Origin of the sequence: Streptomyces sp. R-07 (assembly GCF_049913175.1) — a bacterium.
Lineage (GTDB): Bacteria > Actinomycetota > Actinomycetes > Streptomycetales > Streptomycetaceae > Streptomyces.
The window spans coordinates 2,702,061-2,722,205 of sequence record NZ_CP183978.1 but is presented as its reverse complement, the minus strand read 5'-3'; the positions used below and the strand labels follow the sequence as shown (position 1 = coordinate 2,722,205).

Annotated in this window: 16 protein-coding genes and 1 pseudogene; 12 read left to right on the top strand and 5 right to left on the bottom strand. The window is 74.2% G+C overall.

What is annotated here, in order from left to right; translation table 11 throughout:
• The first annotated feature begins 85 nt into the window (after positions 1–85).
• From ACN9M0_RS12255 to ACN9M0_RS12240, 4 genes are all read left to right on the top strand, one after another.
• The gene (locus ACN9M0_RS12255) at positions 86–1,684 is read left to right on the top strand and encodes a YfbK domain-containing protein (protein ID WP_426403589.1); all 1,599 of its coding nucleotides are present in this window, start codon (positions 86–88) and stop codon (positions 1,682–1,684) included.
• Positions 1,685–1,722: 38 nt separating this feature from the next.
• Complete coding sequence (locus tag ACN9M0_RS12250; RefSeq protein ID WP_366035686.1) at positions 1,723–2,205, top strand: DUF1772 domain-containing protein; 483 nt, start codon at positions 1,723–1,725, stop codon at positions 2,203–2,205.
• Between the two features lie 312 nt (positions 2,206–2,517).
• Positions 2,518–3,459 carry an AfsR/SARP family transcriptional regulator gene (locus tag ACN9M0_RS12245; protein WP_366035687.1) on the top strand — a complete coding sequence of 314 codons (942 nt, stop codon included), beginning with the start codon at positions 2,518–2,520 and terminating at the stop codon, positions 3,457–3,459.
• Positions 3,460–3,614: 155 nt separating this feature from the next.
• Positions 3,615–5,642 (top strand): helix-turn-helix domain-containing protein, encoded by a 2,028-nt coding sequence (locus tag ACN9M0_RS12240; protein ID WP_366035688.1) that lies wholly within the window; start codon positions 3,615–3,617, stop codon positions 5,640–5,642.
• Positions 5,643–5,711: 69 nt separating this feature from the next.
• Here ACN9M0_RS12240 and ACN9M0_RS12235 read toward each other — a convergent pair whose 3' ends face one another.
• The gene (locus tag ACN9M0_RS12235) at positions 5,712–6,974 is read right to left on the bottom strand and encodes an IS701 family transposase (protein ID WP_366035689.1); all 1,263 of its coding nucleotides are present in this window, start codon (positions 6,972–6,974) and stop codon (positions 5,712–5,714) included.
• Positions 6,975–7,383: 409 nt separating this feature from the next.
• Here ACN9M0_RS12235 and ACN9M0_RS12230 point away from each other — a divergent pair, with 409 nt between their 5' ends.
• Together ACN9M0_RS12230 and crcB are read left to right on the top strand one after the other, a co-directional pair.
• Positions 7,384–7,800: a fluoride efflux transporter FluC gene (locus tag ACN9M0_RS12230; protein WP_366035690.1), complete on the top strand. Its 417-nt coding sequence runs from the start codon at positions 7,384–7,386 to the stop codon at positions 7,798–7,800.
• Positions 7,797–8,150, top strand: coding sequence for a fluoride efflux transporter CrcB (gene crcB, locus ACN9M0_RS12225; RefSeq protein ID WP_366035691.1), 354 nt, complete (start codon positions 7,797–7,799; stop codon positions 8,148–8,150). The genes ACN9M0_RS12230 and crcB overlap by 4 nt, the downstream gene beginning before the upstream one ends.
• Before the next feature lie 129 nt (positions 8,151–8,279).
• Here the strand turns inward: crcB and ACN9M0_RS12220 are convergent, their stop codons facing one another.
• The gene (locus tag ACN9M0_RS12220) at positions 8,280–9,425 is read right to left on the bottom strand and encodes a winged helix DNA-binding domain-containing protein (protein ID WP_426403588.1); all 1,146 of its coding nucleotides are present in this window, start codon (positions 9,423–9,425) and stop codon (positions 8,280–8,282) included.
• 52 nt (positions 9,426–9,477) lie between these two features.
• Here ACN9M0_RS12220 and ACN9M0_RS12215 point away from each other — a divergent pair, with 52 nt between their 5' ends.
• The 3 genes from ACN9M0_RS12215 to ACN9M0_RS12205 all read left to right on the top strand — a co-directional run bounded on the left by ACN9M0_RS12215 (position 9,478) and on the right by ACN9M0_RS12205 (position 13,601).
• The gene (locus ACN9M0_RS12215; protein ID WP_366035693.1) at positions 9,478–11,112 is read left to right on the top strand and encodes a DUF2079 domain-containing protein; all 1,635 of its coding nucleotides are present in this window, start codon (positions 9,478–9,480) and stop codon (positions 11,110–11,112) included.
• A 155-nt stretch (positions 11,113–11,267) separates the two neighbouring features.
• On the top strand, positions 11,268–12,131 hold the full coding sequence (locus ACN9M0_RS12210; RefSeq protein ID WP_426403587.1) for a hypothetical protein: 864 nt from the start codon (positions 11,268–11,270) through the stop codon (positions 12,129–12,131).
• A 132-nt stretch (positions 12,132–12,263) separates the two neighbouring features.
• Positions 12,264–13,601: an esterase-like activity of phytase family protein gene (locus ACN9M0_RS12205; RefSeq protein ID WP_426403586.1), complete on the top strand. Its 1,338-nt coding sequence runs from the start codon at positions 12,264–12,266 to the stop codon at positions 13,599–13,601.
• 23 nt (positions 13,602–13,624) lie between these two features.
• Here ACN9M0_RS12205 and ACN9M0_RS12200 read toward each other — a convergent pair whose 3' ends face one another.
• Positions 13,625–15,199, bottom strand: a complete 1,575-nt coding sequence (locus ACN9M0_RS12200) for an IucA/IucC family protein (RefSeq protein ID WP_426403585.1) — start codon at positions 15,197–15,199, stop codon at positions 13,625–13,627.
• 663 nt (positions 15,200–15,862) lie between these two features.
• On the opposite strand from ACN9M0_RS12200, the gene ACN9M0_RS12195 reads away from it, so the two are divergent.
• Positions 15,863–17,473 carry an IucA/IucC family protein gene (locus ACN9M0_RS12195; protein ID WP_426403584.1) on the top strand — a complete coding sequence of 537 codons (1,611 nt, stop codon included), beginning with the start codon at positions 15,863–15,865 and terminating at the stop codon, positions 17,471–17,473.
• A gap of 160 nt (positions 17,474–17,633) precedes the next feature.
• On the opposite strand, the gene ACN9M0_RS12190 is transcribed toward ACN9M0_RS12195, so the two are convergent.
• Positions 17,634–18,491, bottom strand: a complete 858-nt coding sequence (locus ACN9M0_RS12190; protein ID WP_426403583.1) for a PhzF family phenazine biosynthesis protein — start codon at positions 18,489–18,491, stop codon at positions 17,634–17,636.
• A gap of 222 nt (positions 18,492–18,713) precedes the next feature.
• On the opposite strand from ACN9M0_RS12190, the pseudogene ACN9M0_RS12185 reads away from it, so the two are divergent.
• A pseudogene (locus tag ACN9M0_RS12185) lies at positions 18,714–18,965 on the top strand (VOC family protein); the annotation flags it as partial.
• A gap of 7 nt (positions 18,966–18,972) precedes the next feature.
• A complete protein-coding gene (locus ACN9M0_RS12180; RefSeq protein ID WP_366035700.1) occupies positions 18,973–19,134 on the top strand; it encodes a hypothetical protein in 162 nt (53 codons plus the stop codon).
• A 38-nt stretch (positions 19,135–19,172) separates the two neighbouring features.
• On the opposite strand, the gene ACN9M0_RS12175 is transcribed toward ACN9M0_RS12180, so the two are convergent.
• A complete protein-coding gene (locus ACN9M0_RS12175; RefSeq protein ID WP_426403582.1) occupies positions 19,173–19,844 on the bottom strand; it encodes a DUF4097 family beta strand repeat-containing protein in 672 nt (223 codons plus the stop codon).
• Positions 19,845–20,145 lie beyond the last annotated feature (301 nt).

The window sequence follows — 20,145 nt, the reverse complement described above, 5'->3', positions numbered from 1 at the left end:
GATCCATCCGCAACTCCTTCGACTGCTCCCCGCGGGCCTCTCGTTCGTCACATTCACAAGTGCCCGACAAAGAGGGGGAGATGAGATGGAACGACAGGACAGCCCGCCGGCCCGGCTCCGCGGGGCCCGGTTCCCGGCCGTGGTCGCGGCCCTGCTCGCGGCCGGCCTTGCCGTCGGCGGCTGCGGCGCGGGCGGAAGCAACACCGACAGAACCAGCGCCCGGGACCTCAAGGGCGGCAGCGCGGCACCCGACGGCGGGCGCACCGCGACCGCCGCGCCCCAGGAGGGCGAGCAGCGCTCCCCGTCGCCCGCCCCCGACTACCTGTCCACCTTCGCGCTCGACGTGGACACCGCCTCGTACGGCTACGCCCGCCGCGCCCTCGCCGAGGGGAGGCTGCCCGACCCGGGGACCGTGCGCCCCGAGGAGTTCGTGAACAGCTTCCGACCCGACTACCCGCGCCCGAAGGACAACGGCTTCAGCGTGACCCTCGACGGGGCCCGCACCGGCGCCGACGGCTGGTCCCTGCTCCGGGTCGGGCTCGCCACCCGGGGCGCGGACCGGAACGCCGAACGTCCGCCCGCCGCCCTCACCTTCGTCGTCGACGTCTCCGGCTCGATGAAGGAGCCGGGCCGGCTCGACCTGGTCAAGGAGTCCCTCGGGCTGCTCGCCGGCGAGCTCCGCGACGACGACTCGGTCGCGCTCGTCACCTTCAGCGACGAGGCCGAGACCCGGCTGCCCATGACCCGCGTCGGGGGCGCCCGCGACCGGATCCGCGAGGCCGTCGGCGCCCTCGAGACGAGCTCGTCCACCAATGTGGAGGCGGGCGTCCGCACCGGCTACGACACGGCCGTCGCCGGCCATCGCAAGGGCGCCACCAACCGGGTGGTGCTGCTCTCCGACGCGCTCGCCAACACCGGCGACACCGAGGCCGAGTCGATCCTCGCGCGCATCGACGAGGAGCGCAGGGAGTACGGCATCACCCTCTTCGGCGTCGGCGTCGGCAGCGAGTACGGCGACGACTTCATGGAGCGGCTCGCCGACAAGGGCGACGGGCAGACCACGTACGTCTCGAACGCGGCGCAGGCCCGGAAGGTCTTCGTCGACCAGCTGCCCGCCAATGTCGAGCTGCGCGCCCGCGACGCCAGGGCGCAGGTCGCCTTCGACCGGCGGACCGTGGAGAAGTTCCGGCTGATCGGGTACGAGAACCGGGCGGTCGCCGACGAGGACTTCCGGAACGACCGGGTGGACGGCGGCGAGATCGGGGCCGGTCACACCGTCACCGCGCTCTACGCGGTCAAGACCCGTCCCGGGGCGGCCGGTCCGGTCGCCACCGCCACGGTCCGCTGGCTCGACCCGGCCACCCGCGCCCCGAGCGAGCGCTCGGGCTCGGTGGCGACGGGCTCCCTGTCCCTGGCCGGCGACATCTGGGGCGACGGCCACGACAGTCTGCAGCTGACCGCGATCGCCGCCTACTTCGCGGACGCCCTGCGCGGCGGCGACCTGCCGGGCGACCCGGGGCTCCGCGCGCTCGCCGAGCGCGCCGGGGCGATCGCCGACCGGTCGGGTTCGGCGGTGGTCCGCGAGCTGGCCGACGCCGTCCGGCAGGCCGAGGGGCTGCTCCCCGAGAAGGGTCAGAACCCGTCCCAGGAGGGCGAGTTGAAGTCGGGTGACCCGTACAGCTGACGTGTGCGAAGGGGCGGGCGGCGGGTCAGAATGGCCGCATGGCCACCCTGCTGCTCGCCCTCGCCGTCGGATGCACCGGGCTCTACGCCGGTTTCCTGCTGATCTTCCAGACCGGCATCATGCCCGCGCTCGCCCGCCTGACGGACCCTGAGTTCGTCACGGCGATGCGCCGGATCAACGAGTACGTGCCGAGGGCCGTGTTCCTCACGGTCTTCCTCGGCGTGGTCGCCTTCCCCGCCGCCGCGTTCCTCGTCCCCGCCGACGGGCGGACGGACACGCAGAAGTGGCTGGTCCTCGGGGGGCTCGTGGCCGCGGTCCTCAACCACGCGGTGACCATCGGCGGGAACGTCCCGCTCAACACCGCCCTCGCGGCGTCGGAGAAGGCCCCGGCGGGCGACCCGGCGGGCGACCCGGCCGCTGTCCGGGCGGCCTTCGAGAAGCGCTGGAACGGTTTCCACCGCGTGCGGACGGCCCTGATCACCCTCGCGTTCGGTCTGCTCACCGCCGCCGCCGTGCTCTAGCGACGCCCGACGGAACCGTACCTACGTGCCGGTTTCTGGCGTGATCTCGCGGGTGAAGGCCCTCCGTTCATCCGCAAGGACTCTGCGAAACCGTACCCCTGAGTCCGGAAACCATCTTTCGGCATGCACAAGATCTCCGCCAGTGACGAAATCTTGACCCGTAGAAATCCCGGCAAACGGGGTGAATCACCACGATATCCGGGAGCGTCATTCCGTACCCTCCGGTTTCTTATTGACATGCCTACGGGGGTCTTTTCTAATCATCTCGAGTCATCCCGCGCGCAGACACCGCACAGGCACTGAGGGGGCAAGGTGGACGTCCGGATCCTGGGGGGACTGTCGGTACGTGAGAACGGGGTGTCCATCACCCCGACGGCGGCCGCGCCCCGGCAGCTGCTCGCCCTGCTCACGGCCAGCGCCGACCAGGTCGTCCCCGTGACGGTCCTGACCGAGGAGCTGTGGCCGTCCGGCGCGCCGCACGGCGCCCGCGCCGTACTGCAGGCGCACATAGCGGAGCTGCGGACCCTCATCGCCGGCGCCCTGCGCGACAGCGACCCGGCGGAGCCGCGGCCCGGCTGGTCGGACCGGCGCACCGCCGACGCGATCCTCGTCTCCCAGCCCGGCGGCTACCGGCTCGACTCCGGCGGCGGCGCCAACGACGTCTGGCAGTTCGAGCGCGCGGCCGGCGCCGGGTACCGGGCCATGGAGGCCGGCGACCTGTCCCGGGCCGCGCTCCGCCTCGGCGAGGCGCTCGCCCTGTGGCGCGGCGAACCCTACGCGGGCGTGGCCGCGGGCCCCCGGCTCCGCCGGGAGATCGAGCGCCTCGAAACCTCCCGGCTCAGCGTCCTCGACCAGTGGCTGGAAGCGCAGCTGGGCCTCGGCCGGCACGCCGAACTCGTCTCCGAACTCACCGGACTCGTCGCCCGCTACCGCACCAACGAGCCCCTCCACGCCCACCTCATGGTCGCCCTGCTGCGCTGCGGACAGCACGACGAGGCCCTCATCGTGTACGAGCGGCTGCGCGTGGCCCTCAGGTCCGAGAGCGGCATGGAGCCCTCGGCGCGGCTCCGCCGGCTCCAGCGCTCGGTCCTCGCCGTCCGGGACACGGCGGGCCGGCGCGTGTACGGCCCCCGGATCCCCGCGCAGTACATGCCCACCCAGCACGTCCCGGGCCCCTACGCGCCCGACCGGTTCGCCGCGGCGCCGTACGCTCCCGGGCGCGCCCGGCTCGTCCCGGCGGGCTCCGTCGGCTGACCGACAGGCGGCCATCAGACGGACATGCGGCCCGTCACCGGGAATGAAGTGCGGCAACTCACCGTTGACCGACTCCCGAAGCCGAATTATTTTCGGCGAGCAGTACGGGTTTCCTCCCAGGTGCCCGATTTCGCTCGACCACGGGGGTAGGGGCCATGACCTTGCACGGCGCGGACGGGGCCGGTGGTGCCGACGCGCTGCTCACGGTCCTCGAACTGCTCGCCCGGCAGGCCCCGCCGGCCCGCTTCGACACCCTCCTCGACGAGGCCCGCGGCACCGGTCTGACCGGCGCGGAACTCCACCGCCTGGAGCGGGCCGTGGAACTGGCCGGCGAGGTCCACGCCGGGCGCGCCCACGACGCCCGCCGCGAGGCCGCGCTCGCCACCGTCACCGACACGGCCCGCGACCTCACCCTCTCCTACGACCTCGACAGCCTGCTGCGCGTCATCACCCGCCGCGCCCGCCGGCTCCTCGGCCTCGACCTCGCGTACGTGGCCCTGCGCGGCCCGCACGGCGCCTGCTACGTCCACACCAGCGAAGGCTCCCGCACCGCGAGCGGACCCGGCCCGCGCCTCGCCCCCGGACTCCGGATCGCCGAGGGGTACGGACTCGGCGGCGCCGTCCAGCTCCACGGCGAGCCCGTCTGGACCGCCGACTACCTCGCCGACGAGCGCTTCGCCCCCTCCGGCTCCCTCGACGCGGGTGTCCACGCCCCCGCCTTCGACGAGACCGCCGAAGCCGCCCTGCGCGCCGAGGGACTCCACGCGATCGTCGCCGCGCCGCTGCGCAGCGGAGACACCGTCATCGGCGCCCTCTACGGCGCGGACCGGCGCGTCCGCCACCACACCTCCGACGAGATCGGGCTCCTCGCCGCGCTCGCCGACCTCGCCGCCCTCGCCGTCGAGAAGGCCGGCCTCCTCGACCGCACCCGGGCCGAGGTCTCCGAACTGGAACGGGACAGCTCCCGGGTGCGCACCAGCCTCACCCGGATGCGGCACGTCAGCGAGGCACACGGCCGCATCATGAACCTCGTCCTCGCCGGCGGCGACCTGTGCAACGTGGCCAAGGCCGCCGCCGACGCGCTCGACGCGACCGTGCTGATCCGCGACCCCGGCGGCCGGCCCCTCGCCACCGCCGGAGACATCCCCGGCCTCGACGAGGAGGCCGTCGCCAAGGCCTCCCTCGACGCCCACGCCCGGCGCCGCCCGGTCCTCGCCGACGACGACACCTGGGTCGCGCCCGTCATCGCGGGCTCCGAGGACCTCGGCGGCCTCGTCATCCGCGCCGCCGGCGGGCTCACCGGCGAGGACGAACGCCTCCTCGAACTCGCCGCCCAGTCCGTCGCCTTCCTCCTCCTGATGCGCCGTTCCACCGCCGTCGCCGAAGGACCCGTCCGCGACGAACTCCTCGACGACCTCATCGCCGACCCGCCGCACGCCCCGCAGCAGATCGCCCAGCGGGCCCGCCGCCTCGGCGTCGACCTGCGCCGGCCGCACGTCCTCGTGCTCGCCCGGCCCGAGGGCGGCGAGCAGGGCCGGGCGGTGGTGTGGGCGTCCTCGTACGCGTACCGCCTCTGCGGCCTGAAGACCGTCCAGGGCGGTTGCATCGTCCTGCTGCTCCCCGGCATCGACGCCTCGGCCGCCGCCAAGGCCGTCGCCGCCGAACTGTCCCCGCTGCTCGGTCACCCCGTCTCCGTCGCCGCCGCCGGACCCGCCCAGAGCCCCGACGGGGTCGGGCGGATGCACCAGGAGGCCGGCCGCTGCCTGGACGCGATGAGCGCGCTCGGCGGCACCGGCTCGGCCGCGTCCGTGCAGGACCTCGGCTTCCTGGGGCTGCTGCTCTCCGACGACAACGACGTCGACGGCTTCGTCGAGGCGGCGATCGGACCCGTACTGGACTACGACGCCGAGCGGTTCACCGACCTCACGCACACCCTGGAGGCGTACTTCGCCTCGGGCGGCAGCCCCACCAACGCGGCCGAGGCGCTCCACGTCCACCCCAACACCGTCTCGCGCCGCCTGGAACGGATCGGCGAACTCCTCGGCCCCGAATGGCAGAAGCCCGGTCAGGTCCTGGAGGTCCAGCTGGCGCTGCGCCTCCAGCGGACCCGGGAGGTCCTGGCCCGCGGACGCGCCACGACGGACCCCGGCCGACAGCCGGGTCCGGCGGAACGCAGTACGTGAGCCCCGGGGCCCGGCGCCGGCAGCCGGGCCCGCCGACAGCCCCGTACGGATGCTCCGAGGGCCGGACCGTCAGCTCGCCGAGCGTCCCGAGCCGTAGCCCGTGTCGTACGCCGCGTCCCAGCCGCCGGCCAGGACCGTCGCCGCGTGCGCCGCCGAGGCCAGCGTGATGTGACGGTGCCAGCCGCGGAACGAGCGACCCACGAAGTCCCGCAGACCCGCCCCCTCGCCGACCTCCGCGAAGTCCCGCTCCACCCGGCGGGCGAGCTTGGTGAGCCGCAGCAGCGAACCGACCGGAGAGCCCGTCAGATCGCTGATCCACACCCGGGCCGGGGCCCGGCGCGGGTCGTCCCACTCGCCGAGCAGCACGAGCGGACGCATCCGCTCCCCGCCCGGCGCGGGCAGCGCGACCCGGACGGCGGTGGCCAGCGAGGTCCGCGAGGTCCGCGCCCCTGCGACCGTGTCCACCCAGCTCACCGGCCTGCGCAGGCCCTTGAGCGACTCCAGGATCTGCACGGCCGACAGCGGGCCCGCGCCGAAGCCCGGCAGCGAACGGTCGGCGATCGCGAGCCGCGAGCCCGGGTTGATCCGGGCCACCACCGGCACTCCCGCCCCGGCCAGCCGCGTCAGGGCGGCCCGCCCCGCACCGCCCCGGATGTCGAGCAGCACCGGCTTGCGGGTGACGTCGGACCAGCGGGCGGTGTCGAGCGCCGCCGCGACCGCGCACTCCTCCAGCGTCTCCTCGCCGGCCTCCTGGGGAACCTCCGCGCGGTCGCGCCGCGTCCGGTCGTTCACCCACGGGTCCGGCAGGAAGAGCCGCCAGTTGACCGGCACGCTCAGCTCGTCGCTCGCGAACCACACCCCGAACGCCTGCTGGCCGTGGAAGACCTGCCCGCGCTCCGGGTCGAACCGCCGGTCCACGCCCACCGAGTGCTCCCCGGCCTTCGGGATCGGCATCGGCCGGACCACCCACGCCTGCGGGCAGCTGTTCCGCTCCAGGTACCGGGCGAGCGCGGCCCGCATGGGCTGCCAGTCCCAGGTGGAGCTGGAGACGAAGTGGTGCAGACTCTGCTCGGCGGCGGGACCGCCTATCTGGGCGGCGATGTTCCGGATCGACTTCCGGCCCTGCGCCGTCAGCAGACCGTGCAGGTACTGCTCGGCCTTCAGACGCTGGTCGCGGCGCGGGAAGCCGGAGAACAGCGCGGCACACAGCTCGGCGTAGACGTCCTCGCGCGAATCGGCCGCGCCGCCGGAGGACCTGACGACGCCCAGAGGCACGGCCGGGGCGACGGCCCCGGTGGTGGCCCTGCGCTTGGTTGCGACGGATGTACTCACGACACTCCTGCCCGAAGGTTGCGCAGCTCCCTCCCGCTGCTCCCTCACCCTCGCCCGGCCCCGCCCACCGGGACGAGGTGTACCCGGCACCCGAAATGGATTCCGGATGGTGGCCGGACCACCTCCCCCCACGTCTCCACAGGTCAGAGCCCCCTCCACCACCCCGCCGCAGACCCCTGTCATGGCGCCGTGGAGTACCCCGCGGGGGGATCTGACAGACTCGCCGGCCCCGCTTTGACCCGTCGCACGGCGTGGCCGGACCATCGCAGAGCGAGGCTGCACGGGCCGGACCCCGGTTAATGCCCCAGGCCGGGGACCGTGCCTGTGCGCCTCGCCTCGACCCCGCCACCCTTGCCGCGTGCCCCGCCCCGCGGCCTCCCACGACGTCCGCTCTCGTAATCTTGGGCGCATGGGGCTGCGCGAGGATCTGCCGGTCGTCGCGGTGGTCGCCGCCGGCGGCGCCCTCGGCGCGGCCGCGCGCTACGGCGCCACCCTCGCGTGGCCGACCCCCGACGGTGCCTTCCCCTGGACGATCCTCACGGTCAACGTGGCCGGCTGCGCGCTGCTCGGCGCCCTCATCGTCCTCCTCACCGAGACCACGACCGCCCCGCACCCGCTGCTCCGGCCCTTCCTCGGCACCGGTCTCTGCGGCGGGTTCACCACCTTCTCGACGTACAGCCTCGACATCCAGCGCCTGCTGAGCGGGGGAGACCCGACCAGGGGCCTCCTCTACCTGGGCGGGACCCTGCTCAGCGCCCTCGCCGCCGTCTGGGCGGGCGTCACCGTCGCCCGGGCGGTCGTACGGAGCCGGGGGAGGCACGCGTGAACTGGCTGCTCGTCATGGCGGGCGCCGCCGTCGGGGCGCCCCTGCGCTATCTCACCGACCGCGCGGTCCAGGCCCGCCACGACTCGGTCTTCCCGTGGGGCACCTTCGTCGTCAACGTCGTGGGCTCGTTCGTCCTCGGGCTCCTGACCGGCGTCTCCTCGGCGCAGGCGCAGCTGCTGCTCGGCACCGGCCTGTGCGGGGCGCTGACGACGTACTCCACCTTCTCGTACGAGACGTTCAAGCTGTACGAGAACGGGGCGAAGGGCTACGCGGCGCTGAACGTGGCCGGGAGCCTGGCCGCCGGACTCGGAGCCGTATGGCTGGGAGTGGAGACGGCCAGGCCGTGGTGACCCGCCGGCTCAGGCGGTGATCCAGTCGCTGGTCGCGATCACCGGCTGGACGCCGTCACGGTGGATGGTGCCCTCGATCAGGCCGTACCGAAGACATGTGCGTTCCGAGTGGCTGGCAATGGGGGCGCGTCAGGAGGGCAGCACCCGGGTCTCGACCGTCGGCAGGCCCTTCACCCACCAGTGGTCGTACCGTCCGTACACCCGTGGATCGCGGTCGGCGAGCAGTGTCCCCAGCGACGCCGCCTCCGCCGCGAGCCCGTCCCAGTCCCCGGCCGTCAGCGGGTGGAAGGCCGAGGCCTCGATCCCGCCGTCGACGGGACGCCAGACCCCCGCCACGTACCCGTCGACGAGGAGCGTCGGAAGCGTGTCGCCGTTCACGCGGATCACGTGCTTGCGGTACGCGGGCGGGATGATCCGGCTGCGGTCCGCGTAGGCGAGCAGGACGCTGTCCCACATCGCCATCAGCCGGGGCGGCGCCGGGACGTCCTCGTCGGGCCGCGCCGCCCCCGGTACGTCGTACAGCACGGTGCCGTCGGCCCCCTCCAGGCGGTCCAGCCCGCCCTCCAGGGTCTTCACCGCCTCGCGCACCCGTCCTCGCGGGGCCGTCATGAACTGCGCCATGTCCGGTACGGAAGCGGGCCCGAAGCCCTCCAGATAGCGCCGGACCAGGACGGCCAGGCCGGCGGCGGACGCCTCCGGGTCGCCGAGCACGGGCAGTTCGCTCGCCGTGACGAAGGACTGCGCCGTCCCGAACGACCACGGCGGGCCCGTCGGCGCGTGCCACAGCGGCGCGTACTGCCGCACCATCCGCCAGACCACGGACTCCACCGGTCCGCCCCGGCCCTCTTCGATGTGCTGTTTCAGCTGGGCCCCGGTCCGCGCGCTCCCGGCGTACTCCAGGAGGCCGGGCAGCAGCGCGTCGGCGTCGGCGGCCGTGAACCCCGCCTTCGTGAACCGCGGATCGTGCAGCCGCGAACCGCGCAGCGTCGGCTCCATGCCCTCGCGGAAGGCCCGGTAGTCCTCGGCGTGCACGAGGTGCAGCGTGAGCCGCATCAGCGTCGACCTGACCAACTCGTATCCGCTCACGGCCGCGTCGAGGTGGCCCGGGTCGAAGGCCGCGACCCGGTTCCACAGCGCCACGTAGGGCGATCCGGGCTGCTGCGCCTGCAGGCACACCACCCGCCGTACCGCCTCCGTGACGCCGAGCGGCGCCCGCTCCAGGAGCAACTGCCGGTGCAGGGTGGAGCGGTTGAGGGCGCGCGCGGTGATCACCATGGCGTGATTCTCTCTCCCGGCACTGACAACGACGCAACGTAATGTCGTGGCCATGGGGAGCACAGTGACGCACGGGGTGATCAGTCCGCCGGGCCAGGACACCGGCCGTGTGCCGGGGCCGCGGTCGTCCGGGGAGGCGTCTCCTTCCGGACCGCGCGGTGCGGGGGACAGGGGCCGGGGCATCGTCCTCACCGCCCTCTGCTTCCTCGTCTGCGCGGGACTCGGGCTGCAGTCCTGGACGGCCCTGCGGGCCACCGGCTTCGACCTCGGCATCTTCGACCAGGCCGTGCGGGCCTACGCCCACCTCGAGCCGCCCAGGTCGCCGATCAAGAACGTCCACCACGAGTTCCCGCCCGGCTTCTCGCTCCTCGGCGACCACTTCACCCCCGCGCTCGCCCTCCTCGCGCCGCTCTACTGGCTGTGGGACGACCCGCGGACGCTGATCCTCGCGCAGGCCGCGCTGTTCGCGGCCGGCGTGCCGGTGGTCCGCCGCATCGCCCGGCACACCTTCCGGAACGCCGAACCCCTGGTCGTACGCCGGGCCGCCGACCTCGGCGGACTCGTGTACGCGCTGGGCTGGCCGCTCCTCAACTCCTCCTCCAACGGCTTCCACGAGGTCGCCTTCGCCGTCCCCCTCACCCTCCTCATGCTGGAGCGCGGACTCGCTCACCGCTACGGCGCCGCCGCCCTCTGGGCGCTCCTGCTGTGCACGGCCAAGGAGGACATGGGCCTCGTCGTCGGCGCGTACGGCATCCTCCTCGCGGTCCGCGCCCACCGGGCCGGCCACCGCGCGGGCCGCGCCACCGGCGCCGCGCTCGCCCTGGCCGGGCCGCTGGTGTCCGCCGTCGTCATCGCCTGGTTCCTGCCGGCGATGGGCGGACCCGAGGGCTACTACTGGTCGTACGGGCGCCTCGGCGCCGACCCGGGGGAGGCCCTGGCCCAGGTCCTCACCGCCCCCTGGATCCTGCTCCAGGTCGCCGTCACCCCCTTCGTGAAGGTCGCCATGGTGGCCTGGATCCTCGGCACCCTCGCCCTGCTCCCGCTCGGCTCCCCGACGGCCCTGCTCGCCGTCCCCCTCCTCGCGGAGCGCGTCCTCTCCGACAACCCCAACCACTGGCCGGTGATCAACCACTACGACGCCTTCCTGTGGCCGATCCTCCTGACGGCGTCCCTGGAGACCCTGGCCCGGCTGCACGAGCGGCGGCGATCCGCCCGGCGGTGGGCGGTCGCCGCGCTCGCCCTCTCCTCGGCGGCGGCCGTCGTCCTCGGTCTCGGCACGCTCGTCCGCCCGGAGTTCTGGCGGCCCTCCCCGGACAAACGCCCGCTCGCCACGGCCGCCGCGCTCATCCCGGACGGTGCGACGGTCGAGGCCGACAACACCGTCGCGCCCCGCCTGACCGCCCGTACGGACGTGGTCATCGCCGACGGGACCCCACGCGGCGCCGACTGGGTCCTCCTCCGGGTGGACGACCGGACCTTCCCCTTCGCGTCCGTCGAGGAACAGCGGCGGCGGGTCGAACTCCTCCTCGCCCACGGCTACACGGCGGTCCGGGAGGAGGACGGCACCGTCCTCCTCCACCGCACCACCATCGTCCCCGTCCCCGGCATGCGCCGCCCGGGCCCGGACAGCACCCCGGTCCGGGAGGCCGTCCCGGAGGACGTGGGCGCGAACCTGCTGCGGCGGTAGGCGTGCCGGGAGGGCCCGCGCCGGGCGGCCGGTCTTCGCGCGTACGCCCGTCGGGAGCTCGTCGGGAGCCCCCGTCCGCTTCCCGACGCCGCCGGTTCACCGGGGACACGTCCACGGGTCACGCGGTCCTCACCCGGGATCGTGAGCATCGGCGCATGACCTTCCTGCCTCGGGCCACGCGCCCGGCCGCCGTCGGCTCCACCGTCGCCCTCGCCGTCGCCGCCGCACTCCTCGCCCCGTCGCCCGCGTACGCCGCCGCCAACGCCGTCCCGACGTACGAGGTGAAGATCAACCTCACCACGGCGGCCCTCGACGCGAGCTTCGCGCCGAGCACGGCGGTCAAGTCGGCCTTCGGCATCACCGGTTCCGCCAAGGCCCGCTCGTACAGCTACTACGACACCGACGCGCTCGCGCTCGACGCCCAGGGCTGGAGCGTCCGCCTCCGCCACAAGAGCGGCTCGTCGTTCGAGGAGACGTACAAGAAGCGTTTCCCCGTCACGAACGGCGACATCGACGCCGCCCTCACCACGGCCAACGCCGCCGGCTTCGACAGCACCGACACCAACTACGACGCCGAGGTCGACTGGGGCTACGCCAAGCAGACCCTCAGCTTCTCCAACGAGAAGTCCCACAGCTCCAGCGGCTACTCGGGCACCGCGATGCCCACGAGCACGACCGGCCGCACCTGGCTCGTCAACGACATCCCCGGCAAGCTGCAGGACTGGAACAGCACCGGCTGGGGCAAGACCACGCTCCAGGCCTCCCGCGCCCACGGCCCGGTGAACTCCAAGGTGTACGGCGGCGCCTGGGGCCCCTCAGACGACGCCAGTATCGAGGTGCTGCCGGTGGTCGGCGCGAGCGGAACCGGCACCGAGTACGTCGTCGAGCTGTCGTTCAAGACCGACTCGTACGCCGACGCGGCCGACCTGCACGCGGACGCCATCGCCGTCGCCGAGGCCAACGGCTGGCTCTACCACGGGGACATCCTCAAGACGCAGCTCATCCTCGACCGCTACTAGGACGCACGACGTCGGGGCGCGTTCACCCAGGACTCGCCCCGACGTCGCGAACACGTCGCCCGGTGTTGCGCGAAGGACTGGACCATGAGGCCGCCCTCACCGGCGACTTTCCATGTCATCCAGGGAGTTCAGATGAATCCGCGCCTCCTGCGCCGGCCCGCCCTCGTGGTCCTGCCGCTGTCCGCCGCGCTCGCGTTCTCGGTGGTCGTGGGGACGGCCGACGCCACCCCGGCGCACCACGGCCCCGCCGCCCGGGTCGTCTCCACCTCGACCCTGCCCGACATCCCGCTCGCGCCCTTCAGCAACGGCCTGCTGCCGGGCAGCGTCGCCGACGACCGGGGCGTCGACCTCGGCGGCATCGGCAGCGACCTCTACCCGGCCGAGCGGCGCGGCGAGTACTGGACCGTCACCGACCGGGGCCCCAACGGCCAGATAGCCGTCGGCAAGGACAAGCGGCGCACCTTCCCCGTGCCCGGCTTCGACCCGGCCATCGTGAAGATCCGCACCGTCGGCGGCCGGATCCAGGTCCTGAAGTCCATTCCGCTGACCACCGCCTCCGGCGCCCCCGTGACCGGCCTGCCGAACCAGCCCGGCCGCGACGAGGCCCCGTACACGTACGACGCCTCCACCCCGCTCACGTACGACCCGAACGGCCTCGACACCGAGGGCCTCGTCCGCGACCGGGACGGCAGCTTCTGGCTGGTCGACGAGTACGGCCCCTCGCTCGTGCACGTCTCCGCGAAGGGCCGGGTCCTCGCCCGCCACGTCCCCCAGGGCCTCGGCCTGACCGGGACCGACTACCCGGTCGTCGAGTCGCTGCCGTCGATCTTCCTCCAGCGCAAGACCAACCGCGGCTTCGAGGGCCTCGCGCTGCTGCCCGACGGCGACCTCGTCCTCGGCCTGCAGAGCCCCCTGCTCAACCCCGACAAGGTCTCCGGCGAGAACTCCCGCACCACCCGGCTGCTGCGCTTCTCGCCCCGCGAGAACCGGGTCACCGCCGAATACGCCTACCGCTTCGACGCCGTCGACGTCGTCGAGCCGGGCCAGACCAAGACCTCCGAGCTGAAGCTCTCCGCGCTCGTCGCGCTCGGCGGCGACCGCCTCCTCGTCCAGGAGCGCACCGACAAGGCCGCCCGCCTCTACGAGGTCCGGCTCCGCCGCGGCTCCGACATCCTGGGCTCCTCGTGGGACACCGCCGCGGGCCCCACCCTGGAGCAGCTCGACGACGCGGCCGCGGCCCAGGTGCCGGTGCTCGACAAGCGGCTCGTCATCGACCTGAACACCGTCGAGGGCGTCCCCGGGAAGATCGAGGGCGTCGCCGTCGAAGGCTCCTCGACCCTCGTGCTGCTCAACGACAACGACTTCGGCATGACGGACGGCCCGGAGGCCTTCGACACGAACGGCCGCCTCGTCGACAGCGACGTGGAGACCACCCTCGTACGGGTCAGGCTGAACCGCCCCGTCCGCTGAGTCCCCGGTGAGTCCGCGGTGAGTCAGGTGGTCCCGCACAGGGGGTTGGCCATCGGTACGTAGCGGGCGTCGGCACCGTCGACGTCGAGCCACCGCAGCAGCAGGTTCGTCTTGGCGGGCACGTGCGGCGAGGCGAGGAGCGTGTGGACCTCCGCCGGACCGCCGTGCTCCGCCGCGTACCCGGCGAACACCGCCCGCGCCAGGGGCCACAGTTCGCCCGCGAGCTCCGGATGGCGGTCGGTGAGCGCGCCGGCGATCTCGGAGAGGTTGTTCGTCACCAGGCAGTACGCCAGCCGCTCCCAGCCGTGCGCCGCGTCAAGGGCCGGCGCCGGCCCCCGCGGCCCGTGCCGGTCCAGGAGCGCACGGTGCCGCTCGGCGACGATCCGTACCCCCTCGTGGTCGCGGAAGACCACCTGCGCCGGGAGACCCGTCGCGTCCACGCCGACGAGGACGTTCTGCAGATGGCACTCCAGGACCAGGCCGTGCCGCTGCCAGGCGTGCAGCACCGGCGGCACCAGCCGGTCGAGATAGCGCCGCCACCAGAAGAGCGCCCGCTCCGGGGTCAGCCCGTCGAGCGGATTGCCCGGGAAGCCCTCGCCGATGCCCGCCGCGAGCAGCGGCGTCACCCCGGGCAGCAGATGCGGCCGCAGCCCCTCGCGCGCGATCACCGCGAAGCCCTCGTAGGCGTGCTGCCCGCCCAGGTCGGCGGTGCGGTAGCCCCGGTCGGCGAGGAAGGACGCCGTCGGCAGGGAGTCGAAGACGGGCGCGAGGAGCTCGCCGATCGTCCGCAGCCACAGCAGGTCCCGCAGCTCCAGACGGCGGTTTCCGTTGGTGATCCGTACGTCCAGGCTCAGCTTGCAGAAGAGGTCGGCCGCCGGCAGGTACACCGTCCGCACCGAGGAGGTCGGCACGGCCGGCCCCGCCCCGGGCGCACTCGCGCCGAGCCGCAGCAGCCGCCCGTCACGGAACGCGGGCAGCTCACCGAGCAGATCCAGCTCCCAGGGGTGGACGGGCAGGAGGAGGTAGCCGTCGGGGGGAGCGGCACCGAGCGGGTCGAGCAGGGACAGGTCCCCGTCCTCCGCGACGACGTCCGCCCGGACGCCGAGCAGCTCCAGCGGGAAGCGGGTGTACGCCTCCGGGGCGTACGGCAGCCAGCTCTCCGGCGCGCCCGTCCCGCGCGCCTTCGGCGCCGGGTGGTAGCGGTGCCCGGCGAGCAGCGCCTGCTCCGAGCGCACGTACGGGTCCTGCGGCGGGTACGTGGACGCGCGCGCGTCCTGCAGCGCCGCGACGACGTCCCGGCTGTCGGTCATCTCGCCGACGACGGTCCGGTTGGTGACACCGGTGCGCCGGCCCAGCTCGTCGGCGGTCAGCGCCACGAGGGCCTCGAAGGTCAGGGGGAGCCAGCCGCCGTCGGTGCGGACACAGGGCTCGGTGGGCCGCCGCCCCGCCCGTACCCGCAGCAGCCGGCCGGTCGCCGGGAGCCGGTGCACGGCGTGGCCCGCGTCCGGGGCCGCCGCGGGCTCGGCGACCTCCCGGATCAGGCAGTTGAGGAGGGCGGTGGCCGACAGGGCGTCGGCCCGGCCCTTGGCTTCACTCACGACAGCGCCTTCCACCCGTGCCCGGCGGGTCGTCCACCGGTAGGAACATCCTGCGCCGGGTAGTGAGCCTTCATGCACTCCGCTCCGGATCACACCACGGGCGCGCACCAGGCGCTGCGCGCCCCTGAGACGGCGCGCGCTGATGGGCCGGCTCGCGCGGGGGAGAGGGCGTCTGGCGACGGGTCGGCTGGCGCGGGGGAGAGGGCGTCTGGCGACGGGCCGGCTCGCGCGAGGGGGATGGCCTCCGCGGCCGGGTCGGCTCGCGTCACGGAGGGGGCCGCCGCCGGGGCGGCTCGCCCGACGGGGCCGGCCTCCGCCTCCGGGACCGCTTCCCCTGTCGGGACCGCTTCCCCTGTCGGGACCGACTCCCCTGTCGGGACCGACTCCCCTGTCGGGCCCGACTCCGCGACCGGTCTCGGGGCGGAGAGGACCGCTTCCGCCCCCGCGACCGCTTCCGCCGCAGCGACCAACCCCGCCCCCGAGACCGCTCGCGCGCCGGAGCCGCTCTCCGCTGAGACCGCCCCCGCTTCCGCACCCGCTTCCGCACCCGCGGCCGAGACCGCTCGCGCGACGGAGCTGTCCTCCGCCACTGAGACCGCCCCCGCCCCCGTCCCCGACTCCGCGCTCGCGATCGAGGCGGCCTTCGTCGCCGATCTGGCGGACGTGGCCCCCGGGCTCCTCGCCGCCTATCGCCGGGAACTGCCGCCGGCGCGTGCGGCGGTCCTCGGGCGGCTGTGGCGCGCGCTGCTCCACGAGCCGCTGCCCGGGGTCGCGGCGCGCGACGCGCACGCCGGCCGGGTGCGGCTCGCCGACGGCCGCGTCCTGAGCGGGCCTCCCCGTCTCCCGTACGACCTCGTGGTCCCCGGCGAGGACGCGACCGTACGGCTCGACGGCCGCGCCCACGACCACCCGGCCGTCCTCCTCGCCGCGCTCCGCCTGCCGGGCGCCGACGCCCTCGTCGCCGAACTCGGCCACAGCGTCGCCTCCCTGGCGCTGTCCCGCGCGGGCGCGGCGGGCGCGGCGTCCGGACCGGGCGGCGACCGCTCGCTCGCGTACGTCGAGCAGAGCGTCGTCGACGGGCACCCGTACCACCCCTGCTGCCGCAGCCGCCCCGGCCTCTCGGTGGCCGAGCAGCTCGCGTACGCCCCCGAGCACCGTCCGGTCGTCGGCCTCGACCTGGTGGCGGTCCCCGCCGACCGGTGCCGCGTCGCGGGGGAGTGGCCGGACCGGCTGCGCGACGGCGACCGGCTGCTGCTTCCCGTGCACCCCTGGCAGAGCGAGCACGTCCTGCCGGGTCTCGGACACCGGCCGTTCGTGACCGGGGCGATCCCCGCCCGGCCGCTGATGAGCGTACGGACCCTCGCTCCGCTCGCCGGAGGGCCGCACCTCAAGACGGCGCTGACCACCCGGATGACCAGCGCGATCCGCGACATCTCGGCGAGCGGCGTCGAGAACAGCGCGCCGCTCTCGGCGCTGCTCGCGCGCGTCGTGGCCGGCCTGGACGGGCCCGGCGGCCCGGCCGCCACCCTGCGGATCACCCGCAACCTCGCCGGCGCCTCCGCGCTCGTACGCGGGGAACCCAGTGCCGACCTCGCCGTCCTGCTCCGCGAGTCACCGTCCTCGGCCGCGCGCCTGCGCCCGGGGGAGACGGTCGTGCCGGTGGCGGCGCTCACCGCCCGCCCGGCCGGCGACGGACCGCCCCTGATCCGCACGCTCCTGGCGTCCGCCGGCGCCCCGGACGCGTGCGAGGACTGGCTGACCGCCTTCGCCGACCTCGCGGTCCCCCCGCTGGTCCGCCTCCTGAGCCGGGGCGTCGCGCCCGCCGCCCACGGGCAGAACCTCCTGGTCGTGCTCGACGCGCACGCGCGGCCCCGCCGGCTCGTCTACCGCGACCTCGCCGACGTCCGGGTGAGCCCGTCCCGTCTCGCGCGGCACGGCTTCGACGCCGCTCCCGTCGGCGGGCGGGTGATCGACGACGACCCGGCCGTCCTCCGCACGATGCTCTTCGGCCACCTCTTCGGCACCACCTTCGGGACCCTGGTCTCCGCCCTGGCCGACCGCGACCGGACCACCGGGACCCGGCTCTGGTCGGCCGTGGCCGCCGCTGCCCGCCGCGCCTACGACGACCTCCCCGCGACCCCGGAGAACCGGGCCGACCGCGCGGCCCTCTTCGCCCCGGAGCTCCGGGTCAAGGCCCTCACGTCGATGCGTCTGCGCGGTGTGGACCGCGACGAGTGGATCCCCCTGCCCAGCCCGCTGGCCGGCACCTGCTGAGCTCCCTGCACGCCGTCGGGTGGGACCGGGACCACCTGCCTCGACGACGAGTACCGGCCCACGCCGCTCGGGGCCGAACTCGTCGAGACGCAGGCCCCGTCGGAGGCCTGGAGCGGGCGATGCGCGAGGAAGGCGGAGGAGGGGGAGGAGACGGATCGGCCTACGGACGGGAACCCGGGCGCGTGACCAGGACCCCGCCGCCGAGCCGTACCACCGGCCCGGACGCCCCGGTCAGGACCGTGGCGCTGATGGTGGCGGGGCTGCCGAGGGAGTCGCCCATGTCGACCGCGATGCGGTCGAGGCCGCGGCCGGCGAGGTGGGCGGCGAGACAGGCCGTGCTGTTGGCGTTGGCGATGTCCTCGGGGACGCCGATCGACGGGGCGAACATTCGGGCCGCGAGCCGCCCCGAGGGCGACGGCGCGGAGTACACGTAACAGCCCAGGAGCCCGAGGCGGTCGCAGGCGGTACGGAGCCGTTCCATGTCCGGGGCGAGCGCGGCGAGTACGGACCGAGAGGCCACCGGCACCAGCAGGCGCGGCCGACCGGTGGAGGCGACCCGTACCCCCGGCCCGAGCATGTCCGGGGCGATGCCCAACGCGGGCAGGACGAGCTCCGACTCGCCCCCGGCCGGCTCACGCAGCTCCACGGGCCCGGACTCGAAGCCGACCTCGGTGTGCGCGCCCTTCCGCACGGCCCAGCCGGCGAACGTACGGTCCGCGACGCGGAGGGACACCCGGTACCTGTCGGCGCCCACCCGCGCGGCGAGGTACCCCAGGGCGGCGACCGTCCCGTGCCCGCAGGAGGGCAACTCCCCCTCGGAGGTGAAGAATCGAAGAGACACCGCCGGGGTCCCGTCCCGCTCGCCGTCCGCCGAGACGAAGACGGCGTGCGACGCCCCCGCCGCCCCGGGAACCCGTCGCCGCTCGTCCTCGCTGAACGGCCCGTCGTCCAGGACGGCCGTGGGACTCCCGCCGAGACGGCTCCGGTCGTCCCGTACGCAGGCCCGGACGACGGTCACGGACGCTCCTCCTAAGAACACCACGCGCGTCGCATACCCCGCCCACCGCCTCCTCCAACCCGGGGCCCCGTGCTTGCATGGCCGGCATGAGCGACGAGTACGGGGCTCCGGCCCGCTTCAAGGACCTCGCGTTGGACGCCGTCGACCACCAGGCCATGGCCGACTGACTGGTGGTGCGCCGCCCTCGGCTACCAGCGGAAGCCGCTCGCCGACGGAGCCGAGCGCCCGGACCACTGGCCGGTCCCGCTCGTCGACCCGGCCGGCGCCGGCCCGCTGATCTGGATCAACCCGGTGTCCGAGCCGAAGAAGACGAAGAACCGCATGCACCTCGACGTGTGGGGTACCCCCGACCGGCTCGTGGCCCTGGGCGCGACCGTGCTCCGCGCGGCGGACGAGGAGATCGACTGGCACGTCCTGGCGGACCCGGAGGGCAACGAGTTCTGCGTGTTCACCCCGGCCGCCCCGGTGACCTGAGCTCGGCATGTTCGCGCCCGACGTCGTGTTCGCCGGGGGCGGCGGCGGCAAGGCCCGGGCCCTCGGGGAGCCCAGACCGTCCCGCACCGTGTCCCACCCCGACAAGCTCGGCCACCTCGGCCACCTCGGCCCGGTCTCGGACGTCGGCCGGCGTTCTGAGAGGCCGTAGGTCCTGAGAGGCCACAGGCTCTCTCGGGCCGTAGGTTCTCAGAGGCTGCGGGCGGTGATGTCGCCGTAGGAGGTGGTGGCGCGGATGCGGAGTCCGGCGCCGGCGCCCTCGGCGTTCCGGAGGGAGTTGTGGACCCGGCCGTAGGCGGTGCCGGCGTCGAGCGAGGCGGAGACGCCGCGGGCGGCGCCGACGGTGATCTCGCCGGCCTCGGTCCGCAGCACGACCGTGCCGCGCATGGCCTCGTCGATCCGGAGATCGCCCTTCTGGGTCCTGATCTCGGCGTCGCCGCCCAGCCGCCCGACGGTGATGTCGCCGGCCTGCACGGTGAGGCGGGCGCCCGCGGTCTCGTCGAGCTTGACGGTGGCCTGCGCGCTCTCGAAGGTGACGTCGCCGAGCCGCCCGACCCCGCGGAGCTCGGCCGCGGCCGCCTTCGCCTCGACCCGCGAGCCGGCGGGCAGCTGGACGGTCACCTCGACGGCCCCGGAGGGACCGAAGTACTGGTTCTTCGCGGCGGGGGCGTCGATCCGCAGCACCCCGTCCGCGAAGGAGACCCCGGTCCGCTCGGCCGCCTTCACGTCACGGCTCTTGGAGGGGTCGGCGGGCAGGATCTCGACCGCGGTGTCCGTCCGGTCGGCGGCGATGAACCGGATGCGCCCGGCGGGGATGTCGAGGACGGCGGAGATCGGGGCGGTGGTGTCGAACTTCTGCATGGTGCTTCTCCTTGGACTCGTCGTTTCCGATGAAGGAAAAGCTACGTTGCATTCACGAGTATGGCAACGCGATCGTTGCGCGAGATCGCTATCAATGCAGGTGAAGGCCGCAATTTCATTGCAATGAATCGGGACCTAACGCAACGCGCGAAGCCTGATCCGTTGCAATGAATTGAGAGTGAACGCTATGGGTCGAGGAATCCGCCGAGCGGTCCTCCGTGCGGGGGTGCGACGAGCTCGCGGGCGGCGTCCTCCCGGCGGAAGGGGCGTCCCTCGCTCGGGGTGTGGATCGTTTCTGCGT

Excerpts from the sequence above, each read along its gene's own strand:
- ACN9M0_RS12255 (WP_426403589.1), top strand. The coding sequence starts at position 86 with ATGGAACGACAGGACAGCCCGCCGGCCCGGCTCCGCGGGGCCCGGTTC.
- ACN9M0_RS12250 (WP_366035686.1), top strand. The coding sequence starts at position 1,723 with ATGGCCACCCTGCTGCTCGCCCTCGCCGTCGGATGCACCGGGCTCTAC.
- ACN9M0_RS12240 (WP_366035688.1), top strand. The coding sequence starts at position 3,615 with ATGACCTTGCACGGCGCGGACGGGGCCGGTGGTGCCGACGCGCTGCTC.
- ACN9M0_RS12230 (WP_366035690.1), top strand. The coding sequence starts at position 7,384 with ATGGGGCTGCGCGAGGATCTGCCGGTCGTCGCGGTGGTCGCCGCCGGC.
- ACN9M0_RS12220 (WP_426403588.1), bottom strand. The coding sequence starts at position 9,425 with ATGGTGATCACCGCGCGCGCCCTCAACCGCTCCACCCTGCACCGGCAG.
- ACN9M0_RS12215 (WP_366035693.1), top strand. The coding sequence starts at position 9,478 with ATGGGGAGCACAGTGACGCACGGGGTGATCAGTCCGCCGGGCCAGGAC.
- ACN9M0_RS12210 (WP_426403587.1), top strand. The coding sequence starts at position 11,268 with ATGACCTTCCTGCCTCGGGCCACGCGCCCGGCCGCCGTCGGCTCCACC.
- ACN9M0_RS12205 (WP_426403586.1), top strand. The coding sequence starts at position 12,264 with ATGAATCCGCGCCTCCTGCGCCGGCCCGCCCTCGTGGTCCTGCCGCTG.
- ACN9M0_RS12180 (WP_366035700.1), top strand. The coding sequence starts at position 18,973 with ATGTTCGCGCCCGACGTCGTGTTCGCCGGGGGCGGCGGCGGCAAGGCC.
- ACN9M0_RS12175 (WP_426403582.1), bottom strand. The coding sequence starts at position 19,844 with ATGCAGAAGTTCGACACCACCGCCCCGATCTCCGCCGTCCTCGACATC.